This is a genomic window from Arcobacter aquimarinus, assembly GCF_013177635.1.
Lineage (GTDB): Bacteria > Campylobacterota > Campylobacteria > Campylobacterales > Arcobacteraceae > Aliarcobacter > Aliarcobacter aquimarinus.
Genome location: NZ_CP030944.1, coordinates 1,573,572 through 1,589,965 on the forward strand (window position 1 = coordinate 1,573,572; position 16,394 = coordinate 1,589,965).

At 26.1% G+C, this 16,394-nt stretch carries 18 protein-coding genes and 1 pseudogene; 11 read left to right on the top strand and 8 right to left on the bottom strand.

Features of this window, described 5'->3' with window-relative positions:
* Positions 1–18 precede the first annotated feature (18 nt).
* Together leuB and AAQM_RS07895 are read right to left on the bottom strand one after the other, a co-directional pair.
* On the bottom strand, positions 19–1,086 hold the full coding sequence (gene leuB / locus AAQM_RS07890; RefSeq protein ID WP_171920693.1) for a 3-isopropylmalate dehydrogenase: 1,068 nt from the start codon (positions 1,084–1,086) through the stop codon (positions 19–21).
* On the bottom strand, positions 1,086–1,586 hold the full coding sequence (locus AAQM_RS07895; RefSeq protein WP_128986757.1) for a 3-isopropylmalate dehydratase small subunit: 501 nt from the start codon (positions 1,584–1,586) through the stop codon (positions 1,086–1,088). Before AAQM_RS07895 ends, leuB begins: the two co-directional genes overlap by 1 nt.
* Before the next feature lie 173 nt (positions 1,587–1,759).
* Between AAQM_RS07895 and rpoD the strand changes: the two genes are divergently transcribed.
* On the top strand, positions 1,760–3,646 hold the full coding sequence (rpoD, locus tag AAQM_RS07900; protein ID WP_129095325.1) for an RNA polymerase sigma factor RpoD: 1,887 nt from the start codon (positions 1,760–1,762) through the stop codon (positions 3,644–3,646).
* 4 nt (positions 3,647–3,650) lie between these two features.
* Positions 3,651–4,331 carry a hypothetical protein gene (locus AAQM_RS07905; protein ID WP_129095324.1) on the top strand — a complete coding sequence of 227 codons (681 nt, stop codon included), beginning with the start codon at positions 3,651–3,653 and terminating at the stop codon, positions 4,329–4,331.
* A gap of 11 nt (positions 4,332–4,342) precedes the next feature.
* On the opposite strand, the gene AAQM_RS07910 is transcribed toward AAQM_RS07905, so the two are convergent.
* The 5 genes and pseudogenes from AAQM_RS07910 to AAQM_RS07930 form a co-directional block, all read right to left on the bottom strand.
* Positions 4,343–4,888 (bottom strand): hypothetical protein, encoded by a 546-nt coding sequence (locus AAQM_RS07910; protein WP_129095323.1) that lies wholly within the window; start codon positions 4,886–4,888, stop codon positions 4,343–4,345.
* Positions 4,875–5,183, bottom strand: coding sequence for an AtpZ/AtpI family protein (locus tag AAQM_RS07915; protein WP_128986753.1), 309 nt, complete (start codon positions 5,181–5,183; stop codon positions 4,875–4,877). Before AAQM_RS07915 ends, AAQM_RS07910 begins: the two co-directional genes overlap by 14 nt.
* A 13-nt stretch (positions 5,184–5,196) precedes the next feature.
* On the bottom strand, positions 5,197–5,511 hold the full coding sequence (gene ppnP / locus AAQM_RS07920; protein WP_129095322.1) for a pyrimidine/purine nucleoside phosphorylase: 315 nt from the start codon (positions 5,509–5,511) through the stop codon (positions 5,197–5,199).
* 12 nt (positions 5,512–5,523) lie between these two features.
* Positions 5,524–6,804, bottom strand: coding sequence for a glutamate-1-semialdehyde 2,1-aminomutase (gene hemL / locus AAQM_RS07925; protein WP_129095321.1), 1,281 nt, complete (start codon positions 6,802–6,804; stop codon positions 5,524–5,526).
* 78 nt (positions 6,805–6,882) lie between these two features.
* A pseudogene (locus AAQM_RS07930) lies at positions 6,883–7,062 on the bottom strand (helix-turn-helix domain-containing protein); the annotation flags it as partial.
* A 40-nt stretch (positions 7,063–7,102) separates the two neighbouring features.
* On the opposite strand from AAQM_RS07930, the gene AAQM_RS07935 reads away from it, so the two are divergent.
* On the top strand, positions 7,103–7,876 hold the full coding sequence (locus tag AAQM_RS07935; protein WP_129095319.1) for an energy transducer TonB: 774 nt from the start codon (positions 7,103–7,105) through the stop codon (positions 7,874–7,876).
* Positions 7,877–7,888: 12 nt separating this feature from the next.
* Positions 7,889–8,569 (top strand): hypothetical protein, encoded by a 681-nt coding sequence (locus tag AAQM_RS07940; protein ID WP_129095318.1) that lies wholly within the window; start codon positions 7,889–7,891, stop codon positions 8,567–8,569.
* Between the two features lie 32 nt (positions 8,570–8,601).
* Here AAQM_RS07940 and AAQM_RS07945 read toward each other — a convergent pair whose 3' ends face one another.
* Entirely contained in the window at positions 8,602–9,708 is a 1,107-nt protein-coding gene (locus AAQM_RS07945) for an FtsW/RodA/SpoVE family cell cycle protein (RefSeq protein ID WP_129095317.1), read from the bottom strand.
* 19 nt (positions 9,709–9,727) lie between these two features.
* On the opposite strand from AAQM_RS07945, the gene AAQM_RS07950 reads away from it, so the two are divergent.
* Genes AAQM_RS07950 through AAQM_RS07980 form a run of 7 tightly spaced genes read left to right on the top strand, consistent with a single transcriptional unit; the run spans position 9,728 to position 16,366 of the window.
* Complete coding sequence (locus AAQM_RS07950) at positions 9,728–10,714, top strand: RluA family pseudouridine synthase (protein ID WP_129095316.1); 987 nt, start codon at positions 9,728–9,730, stop codon at positions 10,712–10,714.
* A complete protein-coding gene (locus AAQM_RS07955; RefSeq protein WP_228254523.1) occupies positions 10,662–11,945 on the top strand; it encodes a fibronectin type III domain-containing protein in 1,284 nt (427 codons plus the stop codon). Before AAQM_RS07950 ends, AAQM_RS07955 begins: the two co-directional genes overlap by 53 nt.
* Positions 11,946–11,953: 8 nt before the next feature.
* Complete coding sequence (trmB, locus tag AAQM_RS07960; RefSeq protein ID WP_129095315.1) at positions 11,954–13,147, top strand: tRNA (guanosine(46)-N7)-methyltransferase TrmB; 1,194 nt, start codon at positions 11,954–11,956, stop codon at positions 13,145–13,147.
* Positions 13,144–13,806, top strand: a complete 663-nt coding sequence (locus AAQM_RS07965) for a cell division ATP-binding protein FtsE (RefSeq protein ID WP_128986745.1) — start codon at positions 13,144–13,146, stop codon at positions 13,804–13,806. Before trmB ends, AAQM_RS07965 begins: the two co-directional genes overlap by 4 nt.
* Positions 13,793–14,611, top strand: coding sequence for a cell division protein FtsX (locus AAQM_RS07970; RefSeq protein ID WP_129095314.1), 819 nt, complete (start codon positions 13,793–13,795; stop codon positions 14,609–14,611). The genes AAQM_RS07965 and AAQM_RS07970 overlap by 14 nt, the downstream gene beginning before the upstream one ends.
* Positions 14,604–15,914 (top strand): murein hydrolase activator EnvC family protein, encoded by a 1,311-nt coding sequence (locus tag AAQM_RS07975; protein WP_129095313.1) that lies wholly within the window; start codon positions 14,604–14,606, stop codon positions 15,912–15,914. The genes AAQM_RS07970 and AAQM_RS07975 overlap by 8 nt, the downstream gene beginning before the upstream one ends.
* On the top strand, positions 15,914–16,366 hold the full coding sequence (locus tag AAQM_RS07980; protein WP_171920694.1) for a YaiI/YqxD family protein: 453 nt from the start codon (positions 15,914–15,916) through the stop codon (positions 16,364–16,366). Before AAQM_RS07975 ends, AAQM_RS07980 begins: the two co-directional genes overlap by 1 nt.
* The last annotated feature ends 28 nt before the right edge of the window (positions 16,367–16,394 follow it).

Below are 16,394 nucleotides of genomic sequence, written 5' to 3' on the forward strand. Positions count from 1 at the left end.
TTTATTCTAACACAAAAATTATTTATTTATATAATCAACTATAATGTCACCCATTTGAACAGTATTTAAAACTTTTTTAGCATCAAATGCAGCTAAATCTTTTGTTCTATATCCATCTTTTAACACTGCTTTTATTGCTTCTTCTATCATATCTGCTGCTTTATCTTCATTTAAAGAGTATCTTAGCATCATTGCTGCGCTTACTATTGTTGCTAGTGGATTTGCTATCCCCATTCCTGCTATATCTGGTGCACTTCCATGTATTGGTTCATATATTGCTGTTTTATCTCCTGTTGATGCACTTGGAAGTAATCCAATTGAACCTACTACCATTGATGCTGTATCTGAAAGAATATCTCCAAAAATATTTCCTGTTACTATAACATCAAATTGTTTTGGATTTCTTACAAGTTGCATTGCTGCGTTATCTACATACATATGTGTTAATTCAACATCTGGGTAATCTTTAGCTAATTCATTCATAGTATCTCTCCAAAGTTGAGAAACTTCTAAAACATTTGCTTTATCAACTGAGCAAACTCTTTTATCTCTTTTTCTTGCAAGTTCAAATGCTGTTTTACCAATTCTTACAATTTCTGGTTTTGTATAAACCATTGTATTAAATGCTTTAAATCCATCATTTTCTCTTGGTTTTCCAAAATAGATTCCACCAATTAATTCTCTTACAATCATAATATCAACACCTTTAATTACTTCAGGTTTTAAAGTAGAGGCATTTACTAATTCATCATAAATAATTGCAGGTCTTAAGTTTGCGTATACACCCATTTCTTCTCTAAATTTTAATAATCCAGTTTCAGGTCTTAATTCTCTAGGAAGTGTATCCCATTTTTCTCCACCAATTGCACCAAATAAACAAGCATCAGAATTTAAAACACCTTCAACTGTTTCAGCAGGAAGTGGAACACCTGTAGTATCAATAGCAATACCACCCATTAAATACTCTTTATAAGATAAAGAGAAATCACATTTTTTTGCAACTGCGTTTAATACTTTTATTGCTTCATCTACGATTTCTGGACCTATCCCATCACCTTTGATTATTGATATTTTATAGTTTTTCATTAGTTAGCCTTTTTCATTTCTTCAATTGCATAATTTATTAATCCACCACTTGCAATTAACTCTTGCATAAAAGGAGGAATTGGAATAAATTTATAAGTTTTGTTTGTTGTATTATTTGTAATTTCACCTTTATCTAAATCAATAGAGATTTCTTCACCCTCTTTTATCTCTAAAGATTCAGGTAATTCAAATATTGGTAAACCCATATTAAATGCATTTCTATAAAAAATTCTTGCAAATGATGGTGCAACAACTGCGGCAACTCCAGCAGCTTTTAATGCAATTGGTGCATGTTCCCTACTTGAACCACAACCAAAATTCTCACCTGCAACAATAATATCACCTCTTTGTAATTTTTTTGGAAAGTCAGGATCTGCATCTTCCATTACATATTTTGCTAAATGTTCAGGGTCTGAACTATTTAAATATCTAGCTGCTATGATAACATCTGTATCAATATTTGCACCAAAATTCCATACTTTTCCACTAATTTTATTCATATTTTATATCCTTACATTTAACAAACTAACTATTTATTAAACAAATTATTTTCAAAAAAATGCATTTTAGCCAATTTTTTAGTAATATTTGTTTAAATAATTTTCTTTAATAGGATATTTAATTAATTTGGGTATAATATCCCCCTATCTTACAAGGAGGATTTCCTAAAACAATGAGCGTAAAAGATATAAATAAAGTAATTGAACAATTAGTAAAAGAGTATAAAGACTCTATACTAACTTATGAAAAAATCATTAAAATCTTTCCTAAAGCTCCTTCTGGTCCAACGGTTAAAAAACTTTTAGCATTAATACAATTATATAACGTAACTGTTATTAGTTCTCAAGAACAAGCAAAAAGAATGAATGCAGAAGAAGCAAAAAAAAGAAAAGAATTAAGAGAGAAATTAATTGAAAATGAAGATGATGTTTACGATTTATTAAAAAATAAAGAGTTACTTGAGTGGTCAAGATCAGATTCTCCTGTTAGAATGTATTTAAGAGAAATGGGACAAATTCCATTACTTACAAAAGAAGAAGAGATAGAAATCTCTAAAAAAATTGAAATGGGTGAAGATATTATTCTTGATGCTATTTGTTATGTTCCATATTTAATAGATTTCATTTTAGAATATAAAGAACCTTTAGTAAATAGAGAAAGAAAAGTTAAAGAATTATTTAAAAACTTTGATGATGATGAAAATGAAAATGAAGAAGATGAAGAACTTGATGATGAGGATTTAGATGATGCAGATTTAGAAGACTCTTCAGCTGATAGTGATGACGAAAAAATAAGCGGTAAAAAACAAAAAAAACTTGATAAAAGAGCTCAAACAATTATTGAAGCATTTAAAGAGTTAGAAAAAGCAAAAAAAGATTGGCTTAAATTTCAAGCAAAAGAGACTGCAAAATCAGATGATGAAATGGATCAAATGACATTTAATCTTGCTGTTGCTTTCAAAAAAAGAATTTTAAAAGAAGCTCTTTTAAATTTAGGACCAACTTCTAAATTAATTACTGAAATAGTAAGAGCTATGGAAACAGCGTTAAAATCTGAAACAGGTTTTGATGGTGAATTAAAAAGATTAGAGTATAAGTTACCATTATTTAATGAAACATTATTGAAAAATCACCAAAAGATTTTGGACAATATTGTTAATTTATCAAAAGCTCAAATTACTTCAATGGTTCCAGAAGCTACAATGGTTTCTACTTATATGGAAATTAAAAAACTTTTCCAAACAGCTGAAGCTTCTAAAGGTGGTTTTGATTTAGCACCTGAAGAATTAAAAGATGTTCTTGAGCAAATAAAAAGAGGTAAACAAATAACTGATACTTCAAAAACAAGAATGGCAAAGTCAAACCTAAGACTTGTTGTATCTATTGCAAAAAGATATACAAACAGAGGTTTACCATTCTTAGACTTGATTCAAGAAGGTAATATCGGTCTTATGAAAGCTGTTGATAAATTTGAGTATAAAAAAGGTTATAAATTTTCTACTTATGCAACATGGTGGATTAGACAAGCAATTTCTAGAGCAATTGCAGATCAAGCAAGAACTATTAGAATTCCAATTCATATGATTGAAACTATTAATAGAATCAATAAAATTATTAGAAAAGGTATTCAAGAAAATGGAAGAGAGCCTGATGTAGATGAAATTGCAAAAGAAGTTGGACTTCCTGTTGATAAAGTAAAACAAGTAATTAAAATTACTAAAGAACCTGTATCTTTAGAAGCACCTATAGGAAGTGATGATGATGGTAAATTTGGAGATTTTGTTCCTGATGAAAAAGCTCCAACACCAATTGATAATATCATGAAAGAAGATTTACAAGGGCAAATTGATCAAATATTAGGTCAATTAAATGAGAGAGAACAAGCAGTTATTAGAATGAGATTTGGTCTTATGGAAGATGCAAGTGATAGAACATTAGAAGAAATTGGGAAAGAACTTTCTGTAACAAGAGAGAGAGTTAGACAAATTGAATCAAGTGCTATTAAAAAATTAAAGCATCCAAAAGTAGGTAAAAATCTTAAAAACTATGTAGAAAGTTAAACCTATGAGTTTTTTTGAAGAATGGGTTGAATTAGATTTAAATCCTATACTATCTTTTTCATCTAGTTCTAAAATTTTATATTCTAATTCTGAAGCACAATTTTTATTGAATAGAATAAAACCAAAAGAACTCTTTGATTTAGCCTTAGCGTATGCTCCAAAAACATTTGGAGCATCCACTTCTTACATTGATTTAACTATTAAAAATTATACATTTTATGCTATTAGTGTTAAATATGAAAATGATGAAGAAATTCATATGAAACTATATAAAAGTGCAATGGTTAAAAAAGAATCAAAATTAAATATAAAAAATATAAATACAACTAATATTTTTACTTTAGTTGACCTCTCTATTTCTACGAGTAAAATTAAGAAAAATATAAATTTTATAAAAAACTATGATCCTTCTATTCCAGAATTTAAGTTAGATGCAAGTTCATTTATAAAAAGTCTAAATCAAGTTATTGAATCTTTTAATAATTCAGAAAATATAACTTGTTCAATACTTCTTAAAATTGGAGAATACATAAAAATTGATGGAAAAAAATATTCACTAATTAGTGTAGAAATTGCTTCAAATGAAAAAGCAGATTTTTCAGATATAAATATAAAAGAAAACAACTCTTTTATTTTATCTTTAGATGATTATAAAGCTACTTTAGATTTACCTTTAATTATTTAATAATTTCAAAGCTATATTTTTAGCTTTGAAATTAAAACTCCAAATGGAACGACACTTAAACCAATAATAAAAGAAATTGGCATAAATATTTGATTGTTATTTAAAGCAAAAAAACCGAAAATCAATATGGCATAACCAAGTATTCTATAAAGAGATAAAAATCCACTTGCGCTAAATATAGCATTTTTAATACTATTTTTTTTCAATTTAGATTTTTCATCATTTATTATCTCTTTTATTTTTTCTGGTGTTAAATCTTCTTCTTTTACAGGTTCATAATCACTATATAAATCAAAAGGGTCATCAATTTCATCTATCTTATCCCTTTCAATACCTTCTTGTGCTTTATTTGAATCAAAATTTGATAATCTATTTTGAATATTCTTTTTATAAGATAAAAAAGAGCCTGTAATAACTAATAAAGATGAAAAAAATGCAACCTGAGTATTTAAAAGCCATAAATTATTTTGAAAAATCAATGCATAAATAACTAAGCAAAAGTCTAAAAAAATAAAGACTTTTGCAAATTTTAGAATTTCAGGATTAATCTTCGTCATCAAAAGATTTATCTCCATGTTTTGCTCTATAAGAATATCTTGGGTCATTTTCCATACCCTCATAAGATTTTTGAGCTCTTTTATAAGCTTTATAAATATTAAGAGCAGCTGCAGCTATCCCCCAAAATATTCCAAGCCATAAAGTCCATGTGTATCCTGTTAAATATTTTAAACCATATCCTATACCAAATCCAATAGCAATAGCAACAACAATTGAAATTCCTAAAGACATATTATCTAAAGCTTCTAGTTTATCTCTATGTTTTGGCTTTTCTATTTCTTCATTATTTTTCATAAAAAATTACCAACTATTTTATGAAAGAACAACAATAATCTGTTATAACTTTTACTTTAATATCAAAACTTGAATTTGCAGGAACATTAAAAGATGAATCTGCTGTATAAGTTTGCCATTGTGTTGAATCTTTTAATCTAACTTCTACTTCACCTGCAATTATTTCCATAAGTTCTGCTTCATTTGTACCAAAAGTATACTCACCTGGCATCATAATACCTAAAGTTTTTTTATCTCCATTTGATTCGATAAATGTTCTACTTGTAACATTTCCATCAAAATAAATATTTGCCTTTTTTACTAATTCAACATTTTTAATACTTTCCATTTTTTTTCCTTTTTATAAATTTTTCATAACTATTGAAGCAGCTTCTAAACAAGCTTCTATATCTTCATTTGTAATTTCCGTACACATAAATCCAGCCTCATACTGAGAACAAGCAAAATAAAAACCTTTTTTAATCATCTCATGATGAAAAGTTGCAAATCTTTTGAAGTCACACTTTCCAACCTCTTTAAAATTTGTAGGACTCTCTTCACAAAAGAAAAATCCAAACATACTTCCTCTTGTATTAACTTGTAAAGAAATATTATTTTCATTTGCTATTTTTTTTAGTCCATTTACAAGTTTTAAAGCTTTTTGATTTAACTCATCGTAAATTTTTGGATTTGCTTTTAATTTTTTTAAACTCACTAGTCCTGCTGCCATAGCAACAGGATTTCCACTTAAAGTTCCAGCTTGATAAATTTTACCTTCAGGGCTTAAATTTGACATAATCTCTTTTGAAGCTGCAAAAGCACCAACGGGCATTCCAGCGCCTATTACTTTTCCAAAAGTTAAAATATCAGCTTGTGTTTTTAATATTCCACTGGCACCTTTTAACGAAGCTCTAAATCCACTCATAACTTCATCAAAAATAAGTAATGCACCATTTTTATCGCAAAGTTCTCTACAAGTAGCTAAAAACTCATCACTAGCTGGTACTAATCCCATATTGCCAGCTATTGGCTCGATTATAATACAAGCAATATCAGATGAATCTTCAAAACATTTTTTTAAATTTTCAATATTATTATATTCACAAAGTAAAGTATGTTTTGTTAAATCTGCTGGAACTCCTGGACTACTTGGACTTCCAAAAGTTGCCATTCCAGAACCTGCTTGAACAAGTAATGAATCAGAGTGTCCATGATAACAACCTTCAAATTTTACAATATCATTTTTTCCTGTAACTCCCCTTGCAAGCCTTATAGCACTCATTACAGCTTCTGTTCCTGAACTAACAAATCTTACTTTTCCAATATTATCAAACATCTCAACAATTTCATTTGCTAATTGTGTTTCAAGTAAAGTAGGAGCACCAAAAGATAAACCTTTTTTAGTAGTTTCAATAACAGCATCTTCAATATCTTTATCACAGTGCCCAAAAATTAAAGGTCCCCAACTTTGAACAAAATCTACATACTTATTTCCATCTACATCGTATAAATAAGCACCCTTTCCTTTTTCTATAAAAGGTGGCGTTCCCCCTACACTTTTAAAAGCACGAACGGGTGAATCAACTCCACCTGGTATTACTTCACAAGCCTCTTCATAAGCCTTAATTGATTTTTCAAACATAAAAATTCCTAATTAATCATTTTGAGGCAATTGTACTATAACTTCTCTAAATGATTATTTAGCATCTTTGCTATGATTCTATTTTTTAAAGAATTCTTCAATTTCAACTTCAAATAAAATTGATAGTTTATATAAATGTGTTAAATTAAAATGTTTTTTATGTTTATAATTTTCCATATGTGAATAAAAGCCTGAAGATTTTTGTCCTATTGACAAAGATACTTCTAATTGACTCATTTTTTTTTCTAACCTAATTCTTTAGATTAATTTTAGGGGGATTTATACTATAATCCTGCCCATGAAAATAGTAATACTTGCGTTTATAATTTCCTTATCACTACATCTGTTTTTATTTAAAAAATATGAGCATAAAGAATTATTAAAAAACTCTCAAAAAGAAGAGATTAAAAATAAAAAAACTGATGTTAAATTTGTAAAACTTAAAGAGAATAAACCAATTATTGAAAAAATTGAAACTGAAAAAGTTATAGAAAAACCTATTGAAAAAATAGTTAAAAAAAAAGAATCTATAAAAAAACCTGTTAAAAAAGAGAATATAATTCCTGTAAAAAAAGTTGAAAAAAAATCTAAAGTTGACATAGAAAAAGCTAAAAAATTGCAAGAAAATATTTTAAAAGAACAGATTGTTAATAAAGAAAATTCAATTCAAAATAAAACTTTAGAAAGTTTTTTATCTCAAAAAGAACCTGTAAATCAAGAGATATTAAATGAATTAGAAAAACTTTATGGAGAAGAGTATAAAACTTTTACAAAAGTTCAAAAAGCATATTTGGAAAAAAATATAAATAATTTTCAAGTTATAACTCAAAGAGTTTTAGATAGACTTGGTTATCCAAAACTTGCGGCTAAACTTAAAATCGGAGGTGTAAATATTGTTGAATTTATGTTTCATCCAGATGGAAGTATTACAGGACTTAAAATAATTAATTCATCAGGTTATGCTGTTTTAGATGACTATTCTATAGAATTAATAGAAATAGCTTATAAAGATTATCCAAGACCAACAACCACAACAAAACTTCGATTTAAAGTATTTTACAGATTATATTAGGTAAAAACTATTATGGAAAGAATAAAAAAATATTTAAAAAATCTTTTTAATGGAAATATCTCCTTAGCTATTGTATTTTGGTTTTGGTTTGTATTTATATCTGTTTTAATTGAATACTTTTTTAATTACAATAACAACTCTGTTAATTTCGTAATTCAATCTATTTTATTGTTATATTCAATATCTATTTTTTTTATTATCTTTAAAAGTGCAAACAAATATGAAGGTAATAAAATTTGGTCTTTTTTAGCTAAAACCATAATAAGTATTAATTTGTTTATCTCAACATCATATTTTATAGAAGTTTATAAATTTAATTTTTTAGAAGATTATTATATAGAAAAAGAGATAAAAAGTTTAAAAGGAAATCTTCCTATTCAAGTTGATATGAATAGTATCTTAGTAGATATTTATAAAGAAAATAAAAATATTTTTTATAAATATAGTTTAAATAATATTGATTTATCTTTAGCAAAAAATCAAAATATTTTAAAAAGAAAAATTCAAGAATCAATTTGTGAAGATTACAATACAACTGATTTATTAAAAAAAGATTATATTTTAATATATGAATATACAAATGAAAAAGAAGAAAAAGTTATAGATATTAAAACAACTAAAGAGAATTGTCCTAAATCTATTTATGATTTGGAAATTTTAGCAGAAATATTAAAACAACAAGGGATGCTTTAAATTTAAATCTTAATTTAAAACATCTTAGTTATTTATAATTTTCTTTCATAACTATATAAATTCATATATCTAAATGCTAATAAATTTTCCAAAATTGCAAAAGTTACTATAAAGTTTATAAAAGAACTTCCTCCATAAGAGAATAAAGGTAAAGGAAGTCCAACAACAGGTGCAAATCCTATAACCATCAATATATTTATACTCATATTAAAAAATATAAGTAAAGCAAGTCCTGAAGCAAAAGCCCTGACTATATAGTCTTCTTTAAAGTAAAAATTCATACTCAAAAGATGAAAAATCAATAATGTATACAAAACAATTAGACCAATAGCTCCTAAAAAACCATATCTTTCAACAAAATAAGCAAAAATAAAATCGCTAGTTGCAATTGGTAAAAATTTTAATTGAGTTTGAGTTGCTTCTTCTGAATCTTTCCCTATCAATCCACCTGAACCAATAGCAATTATTGATTGCTGTACGTGATAACTTGGCTTTTCAGATAAAAAATCAACTATTCTTTTTTTCTGATAATCTTTGATTAAATAAGTATAAATAAAAGGTGAAGATATTCCTATAATCAAAAATATTGAAGCCCAAATTTTCCAATTTACTCCAATTAAAAATAAAATTCCATAACCAACAAAAAGTAAAACCAGTGCTGTTCCTAAATCAGGTTCTTTTGCAATCAAAATAAATGGCAGTAATATATAAAAAGAAAAATATGCAAACTCTTTTAAATTATATCCATTTACAGATGGTGGTTTTTGTTGAATTAAATATCCTAACATCAAAATAAATACTGGTTTAATAAGTTCTGATGGCTGAATGGTTGTACCCAAAAATGGTATATAAATCCATCTTTTAGCACCTAATTTGGTAATTCCCCAAAACTCAACAGCTAATAATAAAATAATTCCTAACCAATATAAAATAGGTATAATTCTTATTTTTCTTCTTATTGGCAAAAGAAATACTACAACAAAAGCAAATATAGCAATAGTATAATAAAATATTTGCTTTTCAGCTAACTGTTCGTTTGTTTCACTAATTAAATGGTATGATAAGAATATCAATGGTAAAACAAATATTATTAACAAATAATCAAAATGGGAAATAATTCTTTTATCAAATAAACGCATAGTGAAAGAGTATCTAAATATGGATAAAAATTTTATTGTAAATGAAGAAAATAGATTAGATAAATTTCTTGCATCAAAAATAGATGCTTCAAGGAATCAAATCGAACAATTAATAAAAAAAGAGTACGTAAAAGTAGATGGTAAAATTGTAAGTAAAACAGGACTTAAATTAAAAGAAAATCAATTAGTTGATGTTCACTTTCCACAAGCTGAATTAAATACAAAAAAAGATGAAATTTTCGTAAAAGATTCATTAGAAAATAAAAATGTTGAAATAATTTATGAAGATGATCACATTTTAGTTGTAAATAAACCTTATAATCTCACAGTTCATGATGCACCTAGTGTAAAAGATGCTACTTTAGTGGATTGGTTAAAACTAAATAATATCTCTTTATCAACTTTAAGTGGTGAAGAAAGACATGGAATTGTTCATAGACTCGATAAAGGGACAAGTGGTGTTATGGTTGTAGCAAAAACAAATGAAGCTCATACTGGTTTATCTAAACAACTTGAAGAAAAATCAATGGGAAGATACTATTTAGCACTTATTGATATGCCATTAAAAGAGAACCTTTTTATCGAAAAACCAATAGGAAGAAATCCAAATAATAGACTAAAAATGTCTATTGAAGAAAACGGAAGAAACGCAAAATCTGCTTTTTCAAAAATTGCTTTAAGTGATAATGAAAAAATAGAATTAATTGCTTGTAAACTTTTTACAGGAAGAACTCATCAAATAAGAGTCCACTTAAGTTCGATAAATAGGCATATACTTGGAGATAATTTATATGGTTTTAAGGGCGAATTAAATAAAATAAATAGATTTTATTTGCATGCTTATTATCTTTATTTAACTCACCCAATTACAAATAAGCAAATGAGTTTCAAAGCAAATTTACCAGAAGATATAAACAATTTCTTAAATAAAAACTTTCAAAAGGAGAATATCAGTGATAAAATTAATGAAAGCAACATCATTGGCAGTTTTACTACTTCTTTCTAGTGGTTGTACTAATATATTTGATAATCTTAATACTCCTTCAAAACCAAAAATTAACCAAAATATCGAAAGTGTAGATTTTAATTCTATAAAATCTATTTCTGATATAACATCTATTGGATTTGAATGGAAAAGAGTAAATGACCCAAAAGTTGTGGGTTATAACTTTTACAGAACAGATTTACAAAAAGGTAGTAAAACTCTAAATCTTATTAAATCAATAAATAATAGATATTCTACTCATTTTGTTGATAAAGATTTAGAACCAAATACAAAATATGCTTATCAAATATCTGCAAGATTAGCAGATGGAACAGAATCACCTACAACTGATGCATATATTGCTCAAACTCTTCCAAGAATAGTTCCTGTTAGTTTTCTTCAAGCTATATCAAATTTACCAAATAGAGTAAAATTGGTGTGGAGACCACATCCTGATCATAGAATTGAATATTATAGAATTGAAAAATTCAATACTACTTTGAATGAATGGATACACCTAAAAACTATAAATCAAAGATTATCTGTTGAGTACATAGATACAGGATTAGATAATAATTCTACTCATAAATATAGACTTAAAGCTTTTACATTTAATCACGTAGAATCAGCTCCAACACCTCCTGTTACAGCAAAAACAAAACCTTTACCTTTGGGAGCAAAAAATGTTAGGGTTTCAAATAATATTCCTAAAAAAATATTTTTAGCTTGGGATGCTTCAACTACTTCTGATGTCATAAAATATGATATTCATAGAAGTTCTTATGAATCTTTTGGATATAAAAATATAGGAACTGTTGATGCTAAAACTTTAGAATTTACTGATAAAGTAGACGATGATGGTAGAGTTTATTATTATAAAGTTATCGCTATTGATAAAGATAATTTAGGAAGTTCGTTTGACATTAAACCTGTAAAAGGAATAACTCTTCCAAAACCTGCTAAACCTATTTTAACATTGGCTCAAATTCAAGGTAATAAAGCTATATTAAACTGGAGAGCAGGAGATAATAGAGCCACATCATATAATGTACATAAAAAAATAAAAATTAATTTTTTTGAACATAAATTAGTTAAATTCAATAATATAACTGATTTAAGATTTGAAGATAATGATATTATAAGTGGAGTTGAGTATAAATACTCTATTCAAGCAAATGATGAATTTGGTTTAATTTCTGATAATACAAATGAAGCTAAATTAGTTATACCAAAATCAAAAAATCAACAATAAGAAGATAGATGCCACACATATTATTTGAAAAAAATGATTTAATTAGAGTTCCTTCTATAAAGAATGATATTGAATTTGATTTTATTGCAAAGTCTTATAATTTTACTCAAAAAGAGAGAAAAACAGAGTATAGAGTTGCCGTAAAAAATCAAAATAAAGAGTTTATGTTATCTTTAAAACCAAAAGATGAAAACTTTATGATTAAAGCTGATAAGGTTACAAGAATTTCTCCTGTAGCACTTATAAAAGGTGCTTTAAATGCTTATGTTGAATTAAATAATGCAAAAGTTTTATTTTCTAATACAAATAATCTTATTGTGAAAGAAGATACAGTTCATGAGTATTTAAAAGATATAAACTATTTTGTTAATGATTTTAAAACAAATAAAGAGATTCAAATAGAGATAGGTTTTGGAAGTGGAAGACATCTTTTACATCAAGCAAAAACAAATCCAGATATTCAATTTATTGGTCTTGAAATTCACTATCCTTCGATTGAACAACTTCTAAAACAACTTGAACTTCAAAATATCACAAATGTTTTAGTTGTAAATTATGATGCAAGATTATTTATGGAATTTATAGAATCAAATAAAGTAGGAAAAATATTCGTACATTTTCCAGTTCCTTGGGATAAAAAACCTCATAGAAGAATCTATTCAGATGAATTTGTAAATGAAGCTTTAAGAGTTTTAAAAATTGGTGGAACATTAGAGCTTAGAACTGATAGTAGAAAATATTTTGATTTTTCTACAGAAGTTTTGACAAAACTTCCAAAAGGAAGAATAACAATTGATATTAATAAAGATTTAGCAGTATCAAGTAAATATGAAGATAGATGGAAAAAACAAGGAAAAAATATCTACGATGTTACTTTAGAATCTTGGAATGAAGATGAAAAAATAGACTTGAATGTTGATTTTTCTTTTGAATTTAAAATTGATTTTAGTAAAATTCTAACGTCAATTCCTACAAAATCAATTATTGAAAAAAACTATTTTGTTCATGTTGAAGAATTATATATTATAGAGAATATGGAAAATTCAGGATTGATAAAAGTAACAATGGGTAATTTTGATAGACCAGTAACTAAATATCTTTTAGTTAAAGATGGATTTATCTCTTATTATCAAGGAAATCCTCTTCCAACAAGTTCAAATATAAATGCACATAAAAAATTAAAAGAGATTTTAAGTAAATGATAGAAGCTAAGAATATTTACCTTACATACGATGATAATAAATACATTATAAAAAAAGGAAATTTTTCTATAAAATCTAAAGAGTTTATCTTTATTGGTGGAAACTCTGGAAGTGGAAAATCAACTCTATTAAAATCATTTTATGGAGATATTCCTTTAAAACATGGAAGTTTAAAAATAGAAAATCAAGAAGTTTTTGGAATAAAAGGAAAAAAGTTAAGACTTCTTAGAAAAGATATTGGAATTATTTTTCAAGATTATAAATTGGTAAATGAGTTTACAATCGAAGAAAATATAATGATACCTCTTAAAATAAATGGCTATACACATGAAGTTTCAAGAGATCAGGCAAATAAACTTTTAGCTCACGTAAGATTGAGTCATAGAGCTGGTTATCATCCAAATGAATTAAGTGGTGGAGAACAGCAAAGAGTTGCTGTAGCACGTGCACTTGCACATAATCCTAAAATTATCATTGCCGATGAACCAACGGGAAATCTTGATGATTATTCTGCTGAAGTTGTGTGGAATTTACTCAAAGGTGCTAATGAACAACTAGGTATTACTGTTGTTGTTGTAACTCACAGAGTTCCTAAAAATTTAGGAATTAAATTTAGACAGCTATCTATAGAGGATGGAATAATTTATGAAGTCTCTTAAGAATATCTTAGCTTTTTTTATTCCATTACTATCTATGTTGATAGCTTTTTCTATATATTTACTAATAAATAATGTAGTTGATGATTACAAATCTAAAATTTCAAGGGATTATTCTATTGTAATTGTTTCAAATGTTCCTATAATAAAAGAGAATATTTCGGAATTAGCTGGAATAAAAGTAGAAAGAATTCAAGCTTTACCAAATGATAAAATTGTTGCTGGAATAAAATCTAGTTTATCTGATAATTCAATTGAATTACTAAAACAAAAATTACCAAACTTTTATCAAATTTATTTGGAAATTTTTCCAACAAGTAGTGAGTTAGAAGAGATTAAACAAACATTATTAAAAAATAAAAATATTAAAAAAGTAGAAGTATTTTACAAAAATCATAATCAAACATATTTATTATTACTTTTATTAAATAGTGTATCTTTCATATTATTTTTTATTATTACTCTATTTGCTATAATAATTATTGCAAAGCAGATTAAATTATGGTTTCATGAGCATAATGTTAAAATATCGATATTAAGGCTACATGGTGCTTCAATTTTATATAGTGCTTCATCTATTTTAAATTATGCATTATTTAGTTCATTTTTATCATTTATAATTTCTGCTGGGTTTTTATTTTATGTTTCAAATAATATTGACGTTTTATTTCCTTTAGAACTTCAAGATATTGTGGATGTAGAAATAAATTTAGGTGTTGAGTTAGTAAAAATCTTTTTATTATCTTTCAGTATATCGATTTTTACAATTTTTGGTGTATTATTAAAGTATAAGATAAACAATGATTAAAATATTTTTTCTACTAATTTTATTAAATAGTATAATATTCTCTTCTAATATTGATAAAAAGATTAAACAAAATAAAGAAATCTTAAATTCAAGTAGTGAAAAAAAAGAGACTACAAACCTAAAAATCAAAGAATTAGCAGATAAAATTGAAGCTCAAAATAATAATATTATAAATCTTGAAAAAGATATAAAACAGATAAATGAAGATATTGATCAACATCAAAAATTACTTGAAGAGCAAAAAAATAAACTTTTAGAATTAAAATCAAAATCTACTGAACTAATAAAAGAAAAAAACAATAATGAAGAAGAGATAGTAAATACTATTATTGAAGAATTTTCAATATCAATGGCATTAAAATTAGCATCTGAAAATAGTCTACAAGAGTTAATAGATAGTGAGATTTATACTCTTTTATCTGAACACTCAAAAGAAAAAGTAACAAAACTAAATAGTAATTATGATGCTGTATCTTCGTCAACAAAAGTTAATCAAAAAGAGATAGAAAAAATCTCATCATATATTGAAAATAGACAAAAAACAAAAGATAAATTAACCAACTTAAAACAAAAACACTCTTCTTCATTATCTAGTTTAGAAGAACAACATAAATCTTATCAAGAAGAATTAAATAAAGTAGTTAAACAACAAGAATCATTAAAAACTCTTCTTGCAGAATTAAATATATTAAAAGAAGAAGAAGATAGAAAAGCTGCTCAAAGAGAAGAAGAAAAAAGAAGAAAACTACAAGAACTTCTTGCTAAGAAAAAAGAGAATAAAAAAGAAGTTGTAACAGAAAATGAAACTGAAGAGATTCAAACAGCTGATGTTAGAAATCAAAAATTTGCAAAAGATTTAAATTTAGATGTTAGGAAAATTGGTTCATCTACAGAAGGTATAAAAATAGTAAGTTATAAAGGACAAAAAACTATAGCACCTTTAAAATCATTTAAAATAATCAAAAATTTTGGTACATATTATGATCCTGTTTATAAAATAAAACTCTTTAATGAATCAATTGTTTTAAAAAGTAATGAACCTAAATCAAAAGTTGTATCAGTTTTAAATGGTAAAGTTGTATATGCTAAAAAAAATGCTGGAATGCTTGATAATGTTGTGATAATTCAACACGAAGGTGGACTACATACAATTTACTCTCATTTAGATGAAATATCACCTACTTTAGTAGTTGGTAAATGGATTAAACAAGGTTATGTTGTTGGACGTGTTGATAATAGCTTAATGTTTCAAGTTACAAAAGACTCTTCTCACATCAATCCAAGAGAGTTAATCAAATTATAATGAGACTTTTTATAGATGGTGATGCTTTTCCAAATTTGCTAAAACCGATTATATTAAGAGCAATTGAAAAACAAAAAATAGATACTATTGTAATTGCAAATAAAAAAATCAATATAGGTATTTCTAAACATATTAGTTATATCATTGTTGATACAAAAGAAAATGAAGCTGATGATAAAATAGTTGAAATGTTAGAAGAAAATGACCTTGTAATAACAGCAGATATTCCACTAGCTGATAGAACTATACAAAAAAATGCTCATGCTATTGACCATAGAGGTGCAACTTATACACAAGACAATATAAAACAGTATCTTGCAATTAGAAATTTAATGCAAGAAATAAGAGATAGTGGAGAAATAACAAAAGGTCCAGCTCCTTTTAGTCAAAAAGATGCACAACAATTTGCAAATTCATTTAATGCTTTTTTGCAAAAATATAACAAAAAATAAGGATTTACCATAATTTTAATAGACCAAT